Genomic DNA, 19,383 nt, shown 5'->3' on the forward strand with positions numbered 1-19,383 from the left:
GCGCCTTCGCCCGAGATCCCGGCTTTCGCCGGGATGACGTTTGGGGGCAGGGAAGTGGGCTAGATCTCGACCTGGCTGCCCAGCTCGACCACGCGGTTGGTGGGGAGCTTGAAGAACTCCATCGCGCTTTCGGCGTTGCGGACCATCCAGGCGAAGAGCTTCTCGCGCCACAGCGCCATGCCGGGCCGGGCCGAGGGGATCAGCGTCTGGCGGGCGAGGAAATAGCTGGTCTCCATCGGCTTGAACGCTTCGCCGACGGCATCGCCCAGCGCGCGCAGCGCGGCGGGGATATCGACCTCGTCCATGAAGCCATAGTGAAGGATCGTGCGGTAAAAGCCCTCGCCAAGCGACTTCACTTCGCTGCGCGCTTCGGGCGTGACATGCGGTATCTGCTCGATCGCGACAGTGAGGATCACGATGCGCTCATGCAGCACCTTGTTGTGCTTGAGGTTGTGGAGCAGCGCCGGGGGAATGTCGTCGGTGCTGGCGAGGAAGACCGCGGTGCCCGGCACGCGCTGGACCGAATGGCCGGCGGACTTGATGAACAGCTCGATCGGAACCGCGCCTTCGTGCAGCCGCGCGCGGACGAGCTTGCGTCCGGTCGCCCAGGTCGTGAGCAGGACGAAGACCACCGCGGCGACGAGCAGCGGGAACCAGCCGCCATCGGGGATCTTGGTGACGTTCGAGGCGAAATAGGCGCCGTCGATCAGCAGGAAGCCGCCGGTGACGATGCCCGCCAGCACCGGCGGCCATTTCCACACGGCGAAGGTCAGCACGCCAAGCATGCAGGCGGTGATGAACATCGTGCCGGTAACGGCGATGCCATAGGCAGCGGCGAGGTTGCTTGAGCTCTTGAAGCCGAGCACGAGCAGGATGACCATGACCAGCAGCAGCCAGTTGGCCAGCGGCACATAGATCTGCCCGGCCGCCTTGGCGCTGGTGTGGAGGATGCGCAGGCGGGGCAGGAAGCCAAGCTGCACCGCCTGTTGCGTCACGGAGAACGCGCCCGAGATCACCGCCTGGCTGGCGATCACGGTCGCCATCGTCGCGAGGATCACGAGCGGGAGGCGGGCCCATTCGGGCGCCATCATGAAGAAGGGGTTCTGCACGGCCTCCGGATGGCTGAGCAGCAGCGCCGACTGGCCGAGATAGTTGAGCATCAGACAGGGGAAAGCGATGTAGAGCCAGGAGACCATGATCGCCTTGCGCCCGAAATGGCCCATGTCGGCATAGAGCGCCTCGGCCCCGGTCACCGCCAGCACGACCGAGCCCAGCGCCAGAAAGGCCAGCAGCGGATCTAGCGCGAAGAAGTGGACCGCGTAGCGCGGGTCGAGCGCCCAGAGGATCTCCGGATTGCCGGCGATGCCGATCACGCCCAGCACGGCGAGCACCGCGAAATAGGCGAGCATGATCGGGCCGAACAGCTTGCCGACGCTCGCCGTGCCGCGCGACTGGATCGCGAACAGCGCGATCAGGATGACGATCGAGATGGGCAGCACCAGTTCGGCCATTTGTGCCTCCACCGTCGCCAGGCCCTCGACGGCGGATAGCACCGAGATCGCCGGGGTGATGATCGCGTCGCCATAGAAGAGCGCGGTGGCGATCACGCCCAGGATGGTGATCCAGGGCGTCCAGCGCGTCTCGCCCAGCTTGCGGGCGATCAGCGCGAGCAGCGCCAGGCTGCCGCCTTCGCCCTTGTTGTCGGCGCGCAGGATGATGACGACATATTTAAGCGTCACCACCAGCACCATCGTCCAGAAGATCAGCGAGAGCACCCCGAAGATGTGCGCGCGGTCCACCGCCAGCGGATGGTGGCCGATGAAGCTTTCCTTGAGCGAATAGAGCGGCGAGGTGCCGATATCGCCGAACACCACGCCGATCGCGCCGATCGCGAGGGTGCTGAGCCGGTCCTGATGGCCGTGATGGGCCGCGGTCTCGGTGTCCAAGATGGACCTTTCGTTGTCCGGCACCGCCCTCGGCGCCGACGAACCCGCCAAATATGCGCGTGCGCGCGGGGCCGCCAACGATTTTATGGAATCTTTATGCGGCGCCGTAACTTCCCCGTGGAACCTTAACTGGCCTCCGCCCCACATCGCCGCCCGCAACATATTGTGGGAGTGCGACTGTGCGGGCGTTTCTTCGCCGTCTGGAACGTGGAGCCGGTGGCTGGCCGGCGCAGCTGGGGCTTCGGCTCGGCGGCGCGGCGATGCTGGGCCTCTGCGCGCTGGCGGCATGGGCGCTCACCGTATCGATGCACCGCCCGCCGCTGCACAGTGCCGACCCCGCCGAATATGGCGAGGCCATTTTTTCCGTAATCGCCTGGGGGCTGGGCTGGGCGCTGCTGATCGAGGGGCCGGGCCTGTTCCGGCTGATCCCCGTGCCGCCGCGCCATGCCCGCTTTGATCGCCAACAAGGACCCACATCATGACCGACCTGATCTGGCTGGGGGTGCTCGCGGGGCTGTTCCTGCTCACCCTCGCCTGTGTTCGCCTTTGCGACCAGGCTTGAGGAGAACCACCATGCCGCTGCCTCTCGCGCTCGCCGGGCTCACTGCCCTGGGCCTGCTCATCTACCTCGTGGCCGTGCTCGTCCGGCCCGAGCGCTTCTGATCGGATTTCACCATGACCGTACAAGGCTGGATGCTGATCCTTGTCTTTGTCCTCATCCTCGTCGCGCTCGCAAAGCCGGTGGGGCTGTGGCTGTTCGCCATCTATGAAGGGCGGCGCACGCCGTTCCACACCGTGCTCGGCCCCGTCGAGCGCGGCTTCTACAAGCTTGCCGGCGTTGATCCGAACGCCGAGCAGGGCTGGCGCCGCTATGCGCTGCACATGCTGGCCTTCCAGCTCGCGACGCTGATCTTCACCTACCTCGTGCTGCGCTTCCAGGACGTGCTGCCGATGAACCCGCGCGGGCTCGCCGGCCTCACGCCGGACGGCGCGATGAACACGGCGATCAGCTTCACCACCAACACCAACTGGCAGTGGTATTCGGGCGAGGTTGCTCTCTCGAACCTCAGCCAAATGCTGGGGCTGACCATCCATAACTTCGCCTCGGCAGCCACCGGCATCGCCATCGCCTTCGCGCTGTTCCGCGGCTTTGCCCGCAAGCAGGCGGCGGGGATCGGCAATTTCTGGGCCGACCTCACCCGGGTGACGCTCTACGTTCTGCTGCCGCTCTGCATCGTCTATGCGCTGTACCTGATCGCCAGCGGCGTGCCGCAGACCTTCACGTCGCTGGTCGATGCGACCACGCTTGAGGGCGCGAAACAGTCGATCGCATTGGGTCCGGTCGCGTCGCAGGAAGCGATCAAGATGCTCGGCACCAACGGTGGCGGCTTCTTCAACGCCAATTCGGCGCATCCGTTCGAGAACCCGAGCGCGCTGACCAACTTCATCCAGATGCTGTCGATCTTCGTGCTCGGCGTCGGCCTGACCTACACCTTTGGCAAAGCCGTGGGTAACACCCGCCAGGGCTGGGCGATCCTCGCCGCGATGCTGACGCTGTTCCTGATCGGCGCGGGCGTGACCTATTGGCAGGAAGCCGCCGGCAACCCCGTGCTGCATCACCTGGGCCTCGCCGGCGGCAACATGGAGGGCAAGGAAGTCCGCTTCGGCATTGCCGCCAGCGCGCTCTTCGCCACCGTCACCACCGCGGCCTCGTGCGGCGCGGTCAATGCGATGCACGACAGCTTCACTGCGATCGGCGGCCTTGTGCCGCTGTTCAACATGCAGCTCGGCGAAGTCGTGGTCGGCGGCGTCGGCGCAGGCATCTATGGCTTCCTGCTCTTCGCCATCCTCGCGGTGTTCGTCGCGGGCCTGATGGTCGGCCGCACACCCGAATATGTCGGCAAGAAGATCGAGGGCCGCGAAGTGAAGCTCGCGGTGCTGGCCATCGCGGTGCTGCCGCTGATGATCCTGGGCGGCACTGCGCTCGCCTCAGTATTGCCGGCCGGCCTTGCGGGTCCGCTCAACAAGGGGCCGCACGGCTTCAGCGAGATCCTCTACGCCTTCACCTCCGCTGCCGCCAATAACGGCTCGGCCTTTGCCGGCATCACTTCGGGCACGCCGTTCTACAACGGCCTGCTTGGGGTCGCGATGTGGGTGGGCCGCTTCTTCATCATCGTGCCCGTGCTCGCCATCGCCGGCAGCCTGGCCGCGAAGAAGGTGCATCCGGAAAGCGCGGGTTCGTTCCCGACCACCGGACTGCTGTGGATCGGCCTGCTCGTCGGCATCATCCTGATCCTGGGCGGCCTTACCTTCCTGCCCAGCCTCGCGCTCGGTCCCATCGCCGATCATCTCGCGATGATCCACGGCCAGCTCTTCTGAGGTCCATTTCCATGACGACCGCAACCCTGTTCACGCCGTCGCTGATCGGCCCTGCCATCGGCGACGCGTTCAAGAAGCTGAACCCCCGCGCGCTGGTGAAGAACCCTGTGCTCTTCACCACCGCCGTGGTGGCGATGCTGCTCACAATGCTGCTCTTCATCGGCGGCACCAACCTGTCGCTGGGCTTCCAGATCCAGCTGATCGTGTGGCTCTGGCTCACCGTCCTGTTCGGCACCTTTGCCGAGGCGCTGGCAGAGGGCAGGGGCCGTGCCCAGGCCGCTTCGCTGCGCGCCACCAAGTCCGAGCTGACTGCGAAGCTCCCGAACGGCAAGACCGTTCCGGCCTCGCAGCTCAAGAAGGGCGATACCGTCCTCGTCCATACCGGCGATCTGATCCCGGCGGACGGCGAGGTGATCGAAGGCGTCGCCTCGGTCAATGAAAGTGCGATCACCGGCGAAAGCGCGCCGGTGATCCGTGAGGCGGGCGGCGATCGCTCGGCCGTCACTGCCGGCACCCGGGTGATCTCGGACCAGATCAAGGTTCGCGTCACCCAGGAGCCGGGCCAGGGCTTTCTCGACCGGATGATCGCGCTGGTCGAAGGCGCCGAGCGCCAGAAGACCCCGAACGAGATCGCGCTGACGATCCTGCTCGTCGGCCTGACGATCATCTTCCTGATCGCCGTCTCGACCATTCCGGGCTTTGCTTCCTATGCGGGCGGCGAAGTGCCGGTGGCGATCCTGGCCGCGCTGCTGATCACCCTGATCCCGACCACGATCGCAGCCCTGCTATCGGCGATCGGCATCGCCGGCATGGACCGTCTCGTCCGCTTCAACGTGCTCGCCAAGTCGGGCCGTGCGGTGGAAGCAGCCGGCGACATCGACGTGCTGCTGCTCGACAAGACCGGCACGATCACCATTGGCGACCGCGCGGCGAGCGACTTCCGCCCGCTGGGCGGTGTCTCGACCGAGGAGCTGGCCCGTGCTGCGCTGCTCGCCAGCCTTGCCGACGAAACGCCCGAGGGTCGCTCGGTCGTCACGCTTGCCCAGGGCAAGTACGCGGTGGCGACCAAGGCGCTGCCGGCCGGTGCTGAGATCATCCCGTTCACTGCGCAGACCCGCATCTCGGGTGTCCGCATGGGCGAGAACCTGATCCAGAAGGGCGCCGTCGATGCGATCCTGCGCGCCCATCCGGGGCTGGGCGATACCGCGGTGGCCGGCGATCTGCGTCGCGTCTCCGAGGAGATCGCGCGCCAGGGCCAGACTCCGCTTGCAGTGGCCGAGGATGGCCGTCTGCTCGGCGTGATCGCGCTCAAGGACGTGGTGAAGGCGGGCGTGCGCGAGCGGTTCGGCGAGCTGCGCCGGATGGGCATCCGCACCGTGATGATCACCGGTGACAATCCCCTCACTGCCGCGGCAATCGCTGCCGAGGCCGGGGTGGACGACTTCCTCGCGGAAGCCACGCCCGAGGACAAGCTCGCGCTGATCCGCAAGGAACAGCAGGGCGGTCGCCTGGTCGCGATGTGCGGCGACGGCACCAACGACGCCCCGGCGCTGGCGCAATCGGACGTCGGCGTGGCGATGAACACCGGCACCCAGGCGGCGCGCGAGGCGGGCAACATGGTCGACCTCGACAGCGATCCGACCAAGCTCATCGAGATCGTCGGCCTCGGCAAGCAGCTGCTGATGACGCGCGGCGCGCTGACCACCTTCTCGGTGGCCAATGATATCGCCAAGTATTTCGCGATCATCCCGGCGATGTTCATCGTGCTTTACCCGTCGCTCGGCGTGCTCAACGTGATGCAGCTCGCCAGCCCGCAAAGTGCGATCCTCTCGGCGATCATCTTCAATGCGCTGATCATCCCGTGCCTCGTCCCGCTGGCGCTGAAGGGCGTGACGTATCGCCCGATCGGTGCAGGTCCGCTGCTCGCCCGCAACCTGGCGATCTATGGTCTGGGCGGCGTGCTGGCGCCGTTCGTGGGGATCAAGCTGATCGATCTGGTCGTCGCCGGACTGGGGCTGGCGTGAAGGCAGGTTGAAAGAAAACCGTTCGTGCTGAGCTTGTCGAAGCACGGCTCTCCACCCGCGATCCGCTCGCGGTGAGGCGCCCTTCGACAGGCTCAGGGCGAACGGAGGAAAGGAATTCGATATGCTCAAAGACTTCACCACAGCATTCCGTCCGGCACTTGTCCTGACGTTGCTCTTCGCCGCCCTGCTCGGCATTGCCTATCCGGCGGCACTTACCGGCATTGGCCAGGTCGCCTTTCCGCACCAGGCCAATGGCAGCCTGATCGAAGAGAATGGCCAGGTCCGCGGCTCCGAGCTGCTCGGCCAGAACTTCGCCGGCGCCGGCTATTTCCACGGCCGTCCCTCGGCCGCGGGTGCCGACGGCAACGACGCCACCGCCTCGTCCGGCTCGAATCTCGGCCCGGCGTCGCAGGCACTCCATGATCGCGTGGCGAAGGACATCGCTGCGACCCGCACTACACCAGGCAATTCGGTTCCCGCCGATCTGGTGACCACCTCCGCCTCGGGGCTGGACCCTGACATCAGCCCCGAGGCGGCCTTTTACCAGGTCGATCGCGTTGCCAAGACGCGCGGCGTGAGCGCGGAAAAGGTGCGTGCGATCGTGAATGCCCATCTGGAACAGCCGATCCTCGGCTTCCTGGGTGAACCGCATGTCAACGTGCTGGCGCTCAATCGCGATCTCGACAAGCAGATGGCCCTCGGCGCAAAAGCTGCTGAGTGAGCGCCGAAGACAAACGACCCGATCCTGACGCCCTTCTGCGCGCCGCCGCGCAGGAGGGCGTTGGCCGTCTGAAAGTGTTCCTCGGCGCGGCGCCGGGGGTCGGCAAGACCTATGAGATGCTCACCGAGGCCGCGGCGCGGCGCAAGGCGGGCGTGGATGTGGTCATCGGTGTGGTCGAGACGCATGGCCGCGCCGAGACCGAGGCGCTGGTCCACGGGCTCGAGATCGTGCCGCGCCGGCCGGTGGAGTATCATGGCCGCAGCATCGCCGAGATGGATATCGACGCGATCCTGGCGCGGGCGCCGGATCTCGTGCTGGTCGACGAGCTCGCCCACACCAACGCGCCGGGCAGCCGGCATGACAAGCGCTACCAGGACGTCAAGGAACTGCTGGCGGCGGGGATCGACGTCTATTCCACCGTCAACATCCAGCACATCGAGAGCCTGAACGACGTCGTCGCCAGCTTCACGAAGGTGCGGGTGCGCGAAACCGTTCCAGATCGCGTGCTGGAGGCGGCGGATATCGAGATCGTCGATCTGCCGCCCGACGAGCTGATCGAGCGCCTGCGCGAGGGCAAGGTCTATGTGCCCGAGGAAGCGACCCGCGCGCTCGGCCATTTCTTCTCCAAGTCGAACCTGACTGCGCTGCGCGAGTTGGCGCTGCGCCGCGCGGCACAGGCCGTCGATGCGCAGATGCTCGACTATCTGCGCACCCATGCCCTTGCCGGGACCTGGGCGGCGAGCGAGCGGCTGGTGGTTGCGGTGAGTGAGCTACCGGGTTCCGGCGAGCTCGTTCGCGCCGCCAAGCGCATCGCCGATGGCCTGCGCGCGCCCTGGACCGCGGTGCATATCGAGACGCCGCGCACCGCCCGGCTGAGCGACGCCGAAAATGCCCAGGTCGCTGCCTCGCTCCACCTCGCCAGCCAGTTGGGCGGGCAAGTGGCAACGGTGCCGGCGGAATCGGTGATCGAAGGGCTCAAGCAGTTCACCACCGAGGCACGCGCCACCCAGCTGATCGTCGGCAAGTCTCTGCGCTCGCGCTGGTTCGAGCTGCGCCACGGATCGGTGGTCGATCGGCTGGTGCGCGAGACGCCAGGCGTGGCGGTGCATGTGCTGCCGATGGCGACCGAGACGCGGCACAATGGCGCCCGGCCAGCGATCGATATCGGTTCGCGTGAAGCCTATATCGTGTCGCTGGGTCTGACCGCGCTCGTCACGCTGGTCGGCGCGCTTTTCCCCGAAGGCGCGATCACCAATATCGGCTTGCTGTATCTGCTGCCCGTGATGGTAGCGGCCACGCGCTACGGCGTTTGGCCGGGCGTGATCACCGGGCTGGTCTCGTCGCTCGCCTATAATTTCTTCTTCATCCCGCCGACCCACACCTTCACCATCCAGGATCCCCGCAACATCCTGACCGTGATGGTGCTGCTTGGCGTCGCGGTGGTTTCCAGCCAGCTTGCCGCGCGGGTGCGCGTCCAGGCCGATCTCGCCCGGCGGAGCGCCACGCAGAACAGCTCGCTCGCCGGCTTCGCCCGGCTGCTCACCGGCCTCTCCACCCGCGAGGAGCTGGGCGCGGTGCTCTGCTCCGAAGTCTCCCGCCTGTTCGGCGCGCATACCGTGCTGCTGTTGCCGGAGGGCGGCCGGCTAAACCTTGCCGCCGCGCATCCCGAGGATCCCGGGCTGGAGACGCTGGAACTGGCGGCCGCGCAGTGGGCCTATGACCAGAACCAGCCCGCCGGGCGCGGATCGGACACGCTCACTGCGTCCGAATGGCTGTTCAACCCGCTGGCCACCGGCGACCGCGTTCTTGGCGTGTTCGGCCTTGCCAATCCCGATGCCGCCGCGCCGCTGCGATCGGACCAGCTGCCGCTGCTGCTCAGCCTGATCGATCAGGCGGCGCTGGCGCTTGAGCGCGTCTCGCTCGAAACCGAGATGGCGACGATCACCCAGCTCAAGGAGCGCGATCGGTTGCGCGCCGCCTTGCTCTCCTCGGTCAGCCACGATCTGCGCACCCCGCTCACCACGATCCTCGGCATGCTCGGCGAGATGCAGCCGGCGAGCGAGGTGCAGGGCGAGCAGCTTTCCGCCGCCCGTGCCGAGGCCGAGCGGCTCAACCGCTTCGTCGCCAATCTGCTCGACATGGTCCGGATCGAGGCGGGGGCGCTCCACCAGTCGATCGAGCCGGTCGATCTGGCCGAGGCGGCGGCGGCGGCGGTGCATGACCTGCGCCGCGTGCTGGAGGATCATCCGATCCGGCTCGATGTGTCGCCCGAATTGCCCTTCGTCTCGGTCGATCCGCAGCTCTTTCACCATTGCCTGATCAACCTGATCGAGAATGCCGGCAAATATGGCGATCCCGGCTCGCCGATCCTGATCGCCGCGCGCCGCCAGCCGGGCAGCATGACCTTGAGCGTCACCGATGAAGGCCCCGGCCTGCCGCCCGGCGACGAGGCGCGGATCTTCGAGACCTTCACCCGGATCGAGGGGTCGGACCGTAAGGGCGGCACCGGCCTGGGGCTCGCCATCGTCAAGGGCTTTGCCGAGGCGATGGGCCTGTCCGTCTTCGCCGCCAATCGTCCCGATGGCGACGGCGCGGTTTTCACGATCCGCTTTCCCGAAACCCTGTTGCGCAAGGGGAGCGCCGGCGAATGAGCCAGCAGCCCAAGATCCTCGTCGTCGACGACGAGCCCGCCATCCGCCGCTTGCTGAGCGCGGGGTTGACGCGTGTCGGCTACCGGGTGGTCGAAGCGAGCACCGGACGCGATGCGCTGAGCGCGATGCAGATCGACAAGCCCGATGCGGTGCTGCTCGACCTCGGCTTGCCGGATCGCGACGGGCTCGAGCTGGTGCCGCTCATCAAGGCGGCGGGCGCTTCGGTGCTGGTCGTCTCGGCGCGCGATGCCACCGATCAGAAGGTGGCCGCGCTCGATCTTGGGGCGGACGATTATGTCACCAAGCCCTTCGATACCGAGGAGGTGCTCGCCCGCATCCGCACCGCGCTGCGCCACCGCCTGTCCGCCGAAGCGGAGATGCCCGTGGTCCGCTTCGGCACGGTCGAGATCGATCTCGGCGCGCGGCTGGTCCGCAAGGGTGGGGAAGAGGTGCATCTGACGCCGAAGGAGTTCGGCTTTCTGGCGGAACTGGCCAAGCATCCGGGCCGGGTGGTGACGCACAGCCAGTTGCTGCGCACCGTCTGGGGTCCGGGGCATGAGCACGATGTGGAGTATCTCCGGGTCGCCGCGCGCGGCGTGCGCCGCAAGCTGGAAGAGGATCCGGCGCTTCCCTCGGCGATCCGCAACGAGCCCGGTGTGGGTTATCGGCTGATGGCGTGATCAGCCGGGCGGTGCACCATAACCACCCCCGCCGGGCGTGAGGATCACGAAGCGGTCGCCGGGCGCCAGCTCGGCCTGATCGCGGCCTTCCAGCATGACCCGGGTACCGTCGCTGCGCTCGACATATTGGGCGCCGAGCGCGCCGGGGCCGCCGCCTGCCAGCCCGAAGGGCGGGACGGTGCGGCGCGACGCCACGATCGTCGCGGTGAGCGGCTCGAGCGCGGTGATCGCGCGCTCGGCACCATCGCCGCCCGGGCAGGCGCCGGTGCCGCCCGAGCCCCTGCGGATGGCGAAGCGATCGAGGCGGACCGGATAGCGCATCTCGAGAATCTCGGGATCGGTGATCCGGGTGTTGGTCATGTGCGTGTGCACCGCCGAGGCGCCGCGGAAGCCGGGGCCGGCGCCGGCGCCGCCGCAGATCGTCTCGTAATATTGATGGCGATCATTGCCGAACAGGAAGTTGTTCATCGTGCCCTGCGCGGCGGCGGCGGCTCCGAGCGCGCCGAGCAGCGCATTGCAGATCGCCTGGCTCACCTCGGTATTGCCCGCGACCACCGCGCTGCCGGGCGGCGGGGCGAGGAAGCTCCCGTCGGGCACGCGGATGGTAAGCGGCACCAGGCAGCCCTCGTTGAGCGGCAGCTCCTCGCCGACCAGGCAGCGGAAGGTGTAGAGCACCGCGGCGCGCGTCACTGCCGGCGGCGCGTTGAAATTGCCGGGGCTGGCCGGGCCGGTGCCGGCGAAATCGATCGTCGCGGCGCGTGCTTCGGCGTCGATCGTCACCGCGACGCGAAGCAGCGCGCCATCGTCCATCGGATAGTCGAAGCTGCCGTCGGACAGGCGGGTGATCACGCGGCGGATGCTCTCTTCGGCATGGGCGCGGACATGGCCCATATAGGCCGAGACCATCGGCCAGCCGCGCGCGGCGATCAGCGCCCGGAGCTCGGCGATCCCGGTCTCGTTGGCGGCGAGCTGGGCCTTGATGTCGGCGACATTGGTGTCGGGATCGCGCGCCGGATAGCGGGTGCCGGCGAGCAGGTCGCGGAAGGCCGCCTCGCGGAAGCTGCCGCGCTGCACCAGCAGGAAATCGTCGATGACGATGCCTTCCTCCTCGAGCGTGCGCGAAGCAGGCGGAGTCGAGCCCGGCGTCAGGCCGCCGATATCGGCATGGTGGGCGCGATTGGCGACGAAGAAGAGCAGTGCCTCGCCCGCGGCGTCGAACACCGGCGAGATCACGGTGACGTCGGGCAGATGGGTGCCGCCGTTGAACGGGTTGTTGAGCGCCACTGCATCGCCCGGGCCGAGCGTGGCGCCGCGGCTGGCGAGCACCGCGCGGACGCTCTCGCCCATCGCGCCGAGATGCACCGGCACGTGCGGGGCGTTGGCGATCAGCCGGCCCTCGGCATCGAACAGCGCGCAGGAGAAATCGAGCCGCTCCTTCATGTTCACGCTGGTCGAGGTGTTGCGCAGCACCACGCCCATCCGCTCGGCGACGCCCATGAACTGGGTGTTGAACAGCTCGAGCTGGATCGGATCGGCGACTACGGGGTCTTCGGCGGCACGGGCGGGCGCCGCGACATGGCGGAGCAGCAGCTCGCCCTGCGCGCCGATCTCCAGCGCCCAGCCGGGCTCGACCACGGTGGTGGCGATCGCCTCGCGGATCAGCGCCGGTCCGGCGATCCGGTCGCCGGGGCGCAGGGCCGCGCGGTCGTGCACCGGCGCGCGGTGCGCGGCGCCGCCGGTCCACAGGTCGATCGTCTCGATCGGGGCGAGCAGGCCCCCCTGGCGCGGCGGCAGCGTGGGGAGCTGGGCGGCCGGGCCTTCGAGGATCGCCTCGACCACGACGCTTTCGACGACGATACCGCGATCGGGCGTGACGAAGCCGTAGCGCGCCTTGTGCGCGGCTTCGAACGCCGCGTGCATCGCCGCCAGCGTGTCCAGCGCGACGGGCAGCGCCGTGTCGGTTCCGGCGTAGCGCAGATGGACCTGGGCGACGTGGCGGACATCGGCGGCGCCCAGCTCTGCGGCTGCATCGGCACCCAGCGTTTCGGCCAGTGCCTGGAGCTGCGCGACCAGCGTGCCCGTCAGGTCGCGCTCGACCGACTGATGGCGGATCGCGCCGCTGTCGGCGAGGCCCATGCCATAGGCGGAAAGCACCCCGGCCAGCGGGTGGATCAGCACGGTGCGCATCCCCAGCGTCTCGGCGACGCGGCAGGCATGCTGGCCGCCGGCACCGCCGAAACATTGCAGCGCGAAGCCGGTGACATCCTCGCCCTTTTCGAGCGCGACGCGCTTGATCGCCGCGGCCATGTTGGCGACGGCGATGGTGAGGAAGCCTTCCGCAACGGCGCGCGGGTCCTGGGGCTTGCCGGTGGCCGCAGCGATCTCCGCCGCCAGTTCGGCGAAGCGCTGCTCGACTACGGCCAGGTCGAGCGGCTGGTCGCCGCCGGCGCCGAAGATGCTCGGGAAATGCCCGGGCTGGATCTTGCCGACGAGCAGGTTCGCGTCGGTGACGGTGAGCGGGCCGCCGCGGCGATAACAGGCGGGGCCGGGATTGGCGCCGGCGCTTTCCGGCCCGACCCGGTAGCGGCTGCCGTCGAACTGCAGGATCGATCCGCCGCCGGCGGCAACCGTCTCGATCGCCATCATCGGCACACGCATCTCGACACCGGCGACTTCGGCATCGAACACGCGCTCGAAGCTGCCGGCATAGAGTGCGACATCGGTGGAGGTGCCGCCCATGTCGAAGCCGATCACCCGGTCGAACCCGGCCGCCTGCGCGGTGCGTACCGCCGCCACCACGCCGCCGGCGGGGCCGGAGAGGATGGCGTCCTTGCCCTGGAACCTGCCCGCCTCGGCCAGGCCGCCATTGGACTGCATGAACTGCAGCGGCGTGGTGCCCAGGGCGCCGGCGACCTGGTCGACATAGCGGCGCAGCACAGGCGATAGATAGGCATCGACGACTGTCGTGCGCCCGCGCGCGACCAGGCCGGTGAGCGGGCTCACGTCATGGCTGGCCGAAACCTGGGCGAAGCCGGCCTCGCGGGCGAGCGCGGCGACGCGCCGCTCGGTCTCGGGATGGGCCCAGGCGTGGACGAGGGCGATCGCGACCGCCTCATAGCCTTCGGCGCGTCGGGCCAGAAGCATTGCGCGGGTGGCTTCGACATCGAGTGGATCGAGCGTGCCGCCGTCCGCGTCGATCCGCCCGCCGACTTCCTCGACGCCGTCATAGAGGGGCGGGGGAAGGCGGATATCGAGGTCGAACAGGCGCGGGCGCGTCTGGTTGCCGATGGCGAGCAGATCGGCAAAGCCGCGATCGACGAGGAGCAGGGTGCGCGCGCCCTTGCGCTCGAGCAGCGCGTTGGTGGCGACGGTGGTGCCCATCTTGACCGCGGTGATCCGCCTCTGGGGCAGCGGCGCATCGGCGGGAAGTTCGAGGATCGTGCGAATGCCGGCGATCGCGGCATCGGCATAGCGCTCGGGATTTTCGCTGAGCAGCTTGGCAGTGGACAGGCTGCCGTCCGGCGCGCGTGCGACGATATCGGTGAAGGTGCCGCCACGGTCGATCCAGAACTGCCAGCCGCTCACCCATTCCTCCGAATTATCGATAAATCGACGATAAGATATGTATAGGTTGACTTCGTTTGGCGCCAGCGCAATTCTGCCGGCAAGGGAGGCAGGGTATGGCGGGTACCAAGCGGGCGATCGTTTCCTCGGCACATCTGGCGGATGGGGCGCTGCCCGGGCTTTCCGAGCTGGAATTTAGCCTGACATTGGCGGCCACCGCCTATCAGCGCTGGATCGGCCGCTGCGCGATGGCGGCGGGCGCGCAGCTTTCCCCGCTCGAAGTGCTGATCCTCCACACGGTGCGCCACCGCGATCGCGCCAAGCGGCTGGGCGACATCACGCTGGTGCTCGATATCGAGGACACGCATCTGGCCACCTATGCGATCCGCAAGCTCGAAAAGGCCGGGCTGGTTGGCACGCGCCGCGACGGCAAGGAGAAGCTGGTCGAGGCGACCGAGGCGGGGCGTAGTTTCTGCGACGCCTATCGCGAGGTGCGCGAACGCGTGCTGGCCGAGCCGGTGGCCGCCGACGGGCCGGGAGAGGCGGCGCTTTCCGAGGCAGCGGACCTGCTGCGCCGGCTTTCGGGCCAGTATAACCAGGCGGCACGCGCCGCCGCGACGCTTTAGGAGCGCGCGATGCTGGTCCTTTCGGGCATCGCCATCATCGTCATCGGGTTCGCGCTGCGCTTCCCGCCGCTGCTCGTCGTGACGCTTGCGGCCTTTGCCAGCGCACTCGCGGCAGGGTTTGGGCCGCTGGAAGTGGTGGCGATGCTGGGCAAGGCGTTTGTCGACGCACGCTTCATGGCGGTGGCCTGGCTGGCGCTGCCGATGATCGGGCTGCTCGAACGTGCCGGGCTTCGCGAGCGAGCCAAGGGGCTCGTCCAACGGCTGCGCGGCGCGACGGCGGGGCGGGTGCTGCTCGGCTATCTGGCGCTGCGCCAGGTGACCGCGGCGATGGGGCTGAATGCGCTGGGCGGGCATGTCCAGATGGTGCGCCCGATCCTGGCGCCGATGGTGGAGGGAGCCGCGGAGGCGGAGGCGCCCATCGACGCCGAGACGCGCGACACGGTACGCGCCTATAGCGCCGCCACCGACAATATCGGGCTGTTCTTCGGCGAAGATGTGTTCATCGCGATCGGATCGATCCTGCTGATCCGCGCGGTGATGGAGCAGAACGGCATTATCGTTGCGCCGCTGCATGTCGCGCTGTGGGCGATCCCCACCGCGATCGCGGCATTCCTGATCCATGGCTTCCGGCTGATCCGGCTCGATCGCCGGCTGCGGAGGCGGGCGGCATGATCGGTCTCGACGCACTCGGCATCGCCGCGGGCCTGCTGCCCGCGACCGTCGCGATCCACCACGCCACGGCGCGCGGCGAACCCCGGCGCTGGCGCAACAGCCTGTTCTGGGGCGCCTTTGCGGTGACGCTGATGGCAGGGCCATGGCTGCCCAATCTGGTCAACGGCTTCCTCGTGCTGCTGATGGTCGCCACCGCGACCACCGGGCTGCGCCCCGCGCCGGTCGCCAGCACCGACGAAGCGGACCGCCAGACGCTTTCGCAGCGTTACGGCATGCGCCTGTTCCTGCCTGCCCTATGCGTGCCGGTGGTGACGCTTGCTGGCACCCTGCTGATCCCGAACGGCAAGATCTTCGGCTGGGCGCTGATCGATCCCAAGCAGGTGACTTTGGTATCGCTCGCTGCGGCGATCTTCGCCGGGCTGGCGCTGGCCTGCTGGATCACCCGCCCGCCGCGTTCGGCGCCCGCGGCCGAGGCGCGCCGGCTTTCCGATGCGATCGGCTGGCCGATGATCCTGCCGCAGATGCTGGCCGCGCTCGGCGGCATCTTCGCCGCAGCAGGCGTGGGCAAGATCGTTGCCGATGGCGTCGCCGGGCTGGTGCCGATCGATACGCCGCTGGTCGCTACCTTGCTCTATTGCATCGGCATGGCGCTGTTCACGATCGTGATGGGCAATGCCTTCGCCGCCTTCCCGATCATGACCGCCGGCATTGGCATCCCGTTCCTGATCCACCGGTTCGGGGGCGATCCGGCCGCAGTTGCGGCGCTCGGCATGCTGGCGGGCTTCTGCGGCACGCTGATGACCCCAATGGCCGCCAATTTCAACATCGTGCCGGCGGCGCTGCTCGAGCTGCGCGATCGCTACGCGGTGATCCGGGTGCAGGTGCCCACTGCGGTGCCGCTGCTGCTCTTCACCATCACCGTCATGGCGCTGTTCGCCTTTCCGGGAGCCCTTCGTTGACCCTTTTCCTGACCGCGGAAATGGCGGCGCATTTCGCCCGGACAGCGCTTGGCCATGTCACCCGCGAATATCCGCACAAGGCCGATCATGTGATGGGATCGGACGCCGACGCCTATATCCCGCGCGCCGTCCATCCGATCTTCTATGGCAGCTTCGACTGGCATAGCTGCGTGCATGGCTATTGGACGCTTGCGCGGATCCGGCGCCTGTTTCCCGAGCTAGCCGAGGCGGCGGCGATCGATGCGCTGTTCGCCGAGAGCCTGACGGCGGAGAAGGTCGCGGTCGAGCGCGCCTATCTCGACCGGCCGGGCACGCGCAGCTTCGAGCGGCCCTATGGCTGGGCCTGGCTGCTGATGCTCTCGGGCGAGCTGCATGCAGGCGGCAGTCCCTATGCCGAGGTGCTGCAGCCGCTGGCGGACGCCTTTGTCCGGCGCTTCCACGACTATCTGCCGATGCTCACCTATCCGGTGCGCGCGGGTACCCATGCCAATACCGGCTTCGCGCTGGTGCTGGCCGGGCGCTATGCCGAGCGGCGGGGCGACGGCGACCTGCTGGCGCTGCTCGCGCGGCGAGCCGGCGACTGGTTCGGCGGCGATGCCGATGTCCAGGCCTGGGAGCCGAGCGGGGAGGATTTCCTGTCGCCCGCGCTGATCGAGGCACTGGCGATGCGGCAGCTGCTGGCGCCGGCGGACTTCGCCGAGTGGCTGGCGCGGTTCCTGCCGGGACTTGCCGAGGGGATGCCAGTCACGCTGTTCACGCCTGCCGTCGTCAGCGACCGCAGCGATCCCAAGTTCGCGCATCTCGACGGGCTCAACCTCAGCCGCGCCTGGGCGATGCGGGGGATCGCCGACGCGCTACCCGAGGGCGCCGGGCGGACGCGGCTGCTAGCGGCGGCGGACGCGCATCTCGCCGCCGCGATCGATCATGTCGCGGGCGATTACATGGGCGAGCATTGGCTGGCGAGCTTCGCGCTGCTCGCGCTGGAAGGCTGATACGCCGCCGCGCTCAGGCGATGATCAGTTCGACTCCGGCGTCCTGGATCATCCGGGCATGGAGGTCGCTGATGTCCGCATCGGTTACGATCGCGTCGAGCTCGTCCAGGCCGCAGACCACCGAGCCCGAAGGCGCGGCGAACTTGGAGCTGTCGACGAGCAGCGCCACCCATTCGGCGCGGTCGATCATCTGGCGCTCGGCGGCGGCGAGCACGACATCGGCCTGCATCACGCCCTGCGCGCCGACGAACGCTGCGCCCATGAACAGGCGCGGGGCGTGGACGCGCGGCATGCATTCCTCGCCGCCGATGCCGAGGATGATGTTCTGCTCACGGAAGACCGATCCGCCCGGTACGGCGATGCGCGTGCCCGGCTGGGGCAGCAGCGCGCTCACCACGTGCAGCGAATTGGTGAGCACCTGAAGGTTCAGGCCCGCGAGGTGGCGGCACATCTGCAGCGTGGTCGAGCCGCCGTCGATGATGATCGACTCGCCGGGCTTGCACAGCGCGGCGGCGGCGCGGCCGATCGCTTCCTTCTGCGCGCGGTTGCGATCGATATTCTCGTGGAAGGGCACCCCGGCGAGCGACTGGACGTCGGTGCGCTCGCCCGCCTCGTCGCCCACCAGCCGCGCGCCGCCGCGCACGCGCTGGATCACGCCCTTGCCTTCGAGACGATCGAGGTCGCGGCGCAGCGTGGCCGGGGAGGCCGATATCGCCGCTTCCAGCCGCTTGAACGACACGAAGCCCGTCTTCCCGATCAGATCGAGGATGAGGCTATCGCGCTCTTCGACATGCATTTTTGGTTAGGCCCCAGTGGTTTAAAGGCCTTGTGCCGGGCAAACTCGCCGAAATCAATCTTTTCCGCTCAAACGATGCCAGCGCCAAGGCCGACGGGCGCGCGCTCCTGCGCCTTGCGCGCGCGCCAGCCGCTGTCGCGATAGGCGAGGATCGGATCGATCGCGCCGCCCGCCTCCATCCGCGCCATGGCGAGGATCGGCGACACGTCGGTGCGATAGGCTTTGCGCAGGGTGAGGAAGGCCAGCATCGTGTCGTTGGCCGCCTGCGCCGCGCCCAGCGCCGCGCGATCGACCAGACTTGCCTTGGCAAAGGCGCCGGCAATCGCCTCGGCCGACGCGATCATGCTCTCGATAGGGTCGGTTACGTTGTGCGACTGGTCAATCATGTACGCAGGATCGAATCCCTCACGAGGATTCAACTCCGCCTCGATCAGCTCGTTGAACACGAGGAAGAGCTGGTGCGGGTTGATCGATCCGCTGTCGAGATCGTCGTCGCCATATTTGCTGTCGTTGAAGTGGAAGCCGCCGAGCTTGCCGAAGCGGTGGAGACGGGCGACGATCTGCTCGATGTTCACATTGGGCGCGTGGTGGCCAAGATCGATCAGGCACCGGGCCTTTGGGCCCAGTTCCTGCGCGGCAAGAATCGACGAGCCCCAGTCGGAGATCACGGTTGAGTAGAAGGCGGGCTCGAACATCTTGTGCTCGAGCAGCATCCGCCAGTCTTCGGGCAGTGCCGCATAGACCTGGGCGGCGGCCTCCAGATAGCGGTCGAGCGAGCGGGTGAGGTCCTGCTGGCCGGGGAAGTTGGTGCCGTCGCCGACCCAGACGGTGAGCGCGGTCGAGCCGAGCTGGCGACCGATCTCGATGCATTCGATATTGTGCTCGACCGCCTGGGCGCGGACGCCGGCATCGCCCGCCGAGAGGCTGCCGTCGCGGTAGCTCAGCTTCTGGCCGGGCTGGTCCTGGAAGGTGTTCGAATTGACCGCATCGAAGCCGAGACCCAGCGCCGCCGCTTCCTCGCGCAGGGCGGCATAATCGCTGACCTTGTCCCAGGGGAAATGGGGGCTGACGCGCGGCGTGACGGTGGAGAGCTGCTGGATCACCGCGCAATCGGCGAGCTTCTCATGGATCGTCACAGGCTCGCCGGGGATCGGGAACTTGGCGAAGCGGGTACCGCCGCGGCCGGCGCCCCAGCTGGGCACCGCGACCGAGAAGCCGGCGACGCGGGCCTTCACCGCATCGATGTCGATCCCACGGCGGGCGAGCGCACGGCCCAAGCTGTCATATTCGTCGTGCAGCGCCTCTGCGCGCGCGGCATTGTGGCTTTCGATCTGGTCGACCGAAAGCGGCAGTTCCTTTGCCATTCCACCCTC

Annotated in this window: 15 protein-coding genes; 11 read left to right on the top strand and 4 right to left on the bottom strand. The window is 68.0% G+C overall.

The annotated features are described in order from the left end of the window. Positions 1 to 59: 59 nt before the first annotated feature. Complete coding sequence (locus P6144_RS00485) at positions 60 to 1,946, bottom strand: potassium transporter Kup (protein ID WP_277765764.1); 1,887 nt, start codon at positions 1,944 to 1,946, stop codon at positions 60 to 62. Positions 1,947 to 2,125: 179 nt separating this feature from the next. Here P6144_RS00485 and P6144_RS00490 point away from each other — a divergent pair, with 179 nt between their 5' ends. The 7 genes from P6144_RS00490 to P6144_RS00520 all read left to right on the top strand — a co-directional run bounded on the left by P6144_RS00490 (position 2,126) and on the right by P6144_RS00520 (position 10,401). Continuing rightward, complete coding sequence (locus P6144_RS00490) at positions 2,126 to 2,428, top strand: hypothetical protein (RefSeq protein WP_277765765.1); 303 nt, start codon at positions 2,126 to 2,128, stop codon at positions 2,426 to 2,428. A 91-nt stretch (positions 2,429 to 2,519) separates the two neighbouring features. Further along, the gene (kdpF, locus tag P6144_RS00495; protein ID WP_086128909.1) at positions 2,520 to 2,609 is read left to right on the top strand and encodes a K(+)-transporting ATPase subunit F; all 90 of its coding nucleotides are present in this window, start codon (positions 2,520 to 2,522) and stop codon (positions 2,607 to 2,609) included. 12 nt (positions 2,610 to 2,621) lie between these two features. Continuing rightward, on the top strand, positions 2,622 to 4,325 hold the full coding sequence (gene kdpA, locus P6144_RS00500; protein WP_277765766.1) for a potassium-transporting ATPase subunit KdpA: 1,704 nt from the start codon (positions 2,622 to 2,624) through the stop codon (positions 4,323 to 4,325). Between the two features lie 11 nt (positions 4,326 to 4,336). Continuing rightward, a complete protein-coding gene (gene kdpB / locus P6144_RS00505) occupies positions 4,337 to 6,349 on the top strand; it encodes a potassium-transporting ATPase subunit KdpB (protein ID WP_277765767.1) in 2,013 nt (670 codons plus the stop codon). A 121-nt stretch (positions 6,350 to 6,470) separates the two neighbouring features. After that, positions 6,471 to 7,070, top strand: a complete 600-nt coding sequence (gene kdpC / locus P6144_RS00510; RefSeq protein WP_277765768.1) for a potassium-transporting ATPase subunit KdpC — start codon at positions 6,471 to 6,473, stop codon at positions 7,068 to 7,070. Next, the gene (locus tag P6144_RS00515; protein ID WP_277765769.1) at positions 7,067 to 9,721 is read left to right on the top strand and encodes a sensor histidine kinase KdpD; all 2,655 of its coding nucleotides are present in this window, start codon (positions 7,067 to 7,069) and stop codon (positions 9,719 to 9,721) included. Before kdpC ends, P6144_RS00515 begins: the two co-directional genes overlap by 4 nt. Then, positions 9,718 to 10,401, top strand: a complete 684-nt coding sequence (locus P6144_RS00520) for a response regulator transcription factor (RefSeq protein WP_277765770.1) — start codon at positions 9,718 to 9,720, stop codon at positions 10,399 to 10,401. Before P6144_RS00515 ends, P6144_RS00520 begins: the two co-directional genes overlap by 4 nt. Here the strand turns inward: P6144_RS00520 and P6144_RS00525 are convergent, their stop codons facing one another. Continuing rightward, positions 10,402 to 13,986, bottom strand: coding sequence for a hydantoinase B/oxoprolinase family protein (locus P6144_RS00525; RefSeq protein ID WP_277765771.1), 3,585 nt, complete (start codon positions 13,984 to 13,986; stop codon positions 10,402 to 10,404). Between the two features lie 95 nt (positions 13,987 to 14,081). Here P6144_RS00525 and P6144_RS00530 point away from each other — a divergent pair, with 95 nt between their 5' ends. The 4 genes from P6144_RS00530 to P6144_RS00545 are packed head-to-tail and all read left to right on the top strand — an operon-like array spanning position 14,082 to position 17,214. Next, entirely contained in the window at positions 14,082 to 14,591 is a 510-nt protein-coding gene (locus P6144_RS00530; protein ID WP_277765772.1) for a winged helix DNA-binding protein, read from the top strand. 9 nt (positions 14,592 to 14,600) lie between these two features. Beyond that, positions 14,601 to 15,263 carry a DUF969 domain-containing protein gene (locus P6144_RS00535; RefSeq protein ID WP_277765773.1) on the top strand — a complete coding sequence of 221 codons (663 nt, stop codon included), beginning with the start codon at positions 14,601 to 14,603 and terminating at the stop codon, positions 15,261 to 15,263. Further along, on the top strand, positions 15,260 to 16,222 hold the full coding sequence (locus P6144_RS00540) for a DUF979 domain-containing protein (RefSeq protein WP_277765774.1): 963 nt from the start codon (positions 15,260 to 15,262) through the stop codon (positions 16,220 to 16,222). The genes P6144_RS00535 and P6144_RS00540 overlap by 4 nt, the downstream gene beginning before the upstream one ends. Positions 16,223 to 16,242: 20 nt before the next feature. Further along, a complete protein-coding gene (locus P6144_RS00545) occupies positions 16,243 to 17,214 on the top strand; it encodes a DUF2891 domain-containing protein (protein WP_277766743.1) in 972 nt (323 codons plus the stop codon). 13 nt (positions 17,215 to 17,227) lie between these two features. On the opposite strand, the gene P6144_RS00550 is transcribed toward P6144_RS00545, so the two are convergent. Both P6144_RS00550 and rhaI read right to left on the bottom strand, forming a co-directional pair. Beyond that, positions 17,228 to 18,010, bottom strand: coding sequence for a DeoR/GlpR family DNA-binding transcription regulator (locus tag P6144_RS00550; protein WP_277765775.1), 783 nt, complete (start codon positions 18,008 to 18,010; stop codon positions 17,228 to 17,230). Between the two features lie 68 nt (positions 18,011 to 18,078). Further along, the gene (gene rhaI / locus P6144_RS00555) at positions 18,079 to 19,374 is read right to left on the bottom strand and encodes an L-rhamnose catabolism isomerase (protein WP_277765776.1); all 1,296 of its coding nucleotides are present in this window, start codon (positions 19,372 to 19,374) and stop codon (positions 18,079 to 18,081) included. Between the last annotated feature and the right edge of the window lie 9 nt (positions 19,375 to 19,383).

It is taken from the genome of Sphingomonas sp. HITSZ_GF (assembly GCF_029543155.1).
GTDB lineage: Bacteria > Pseudomonadota > Alphaproteobacteria > Sphingomonadales > Sphingomonadaceae > Sphingomonas.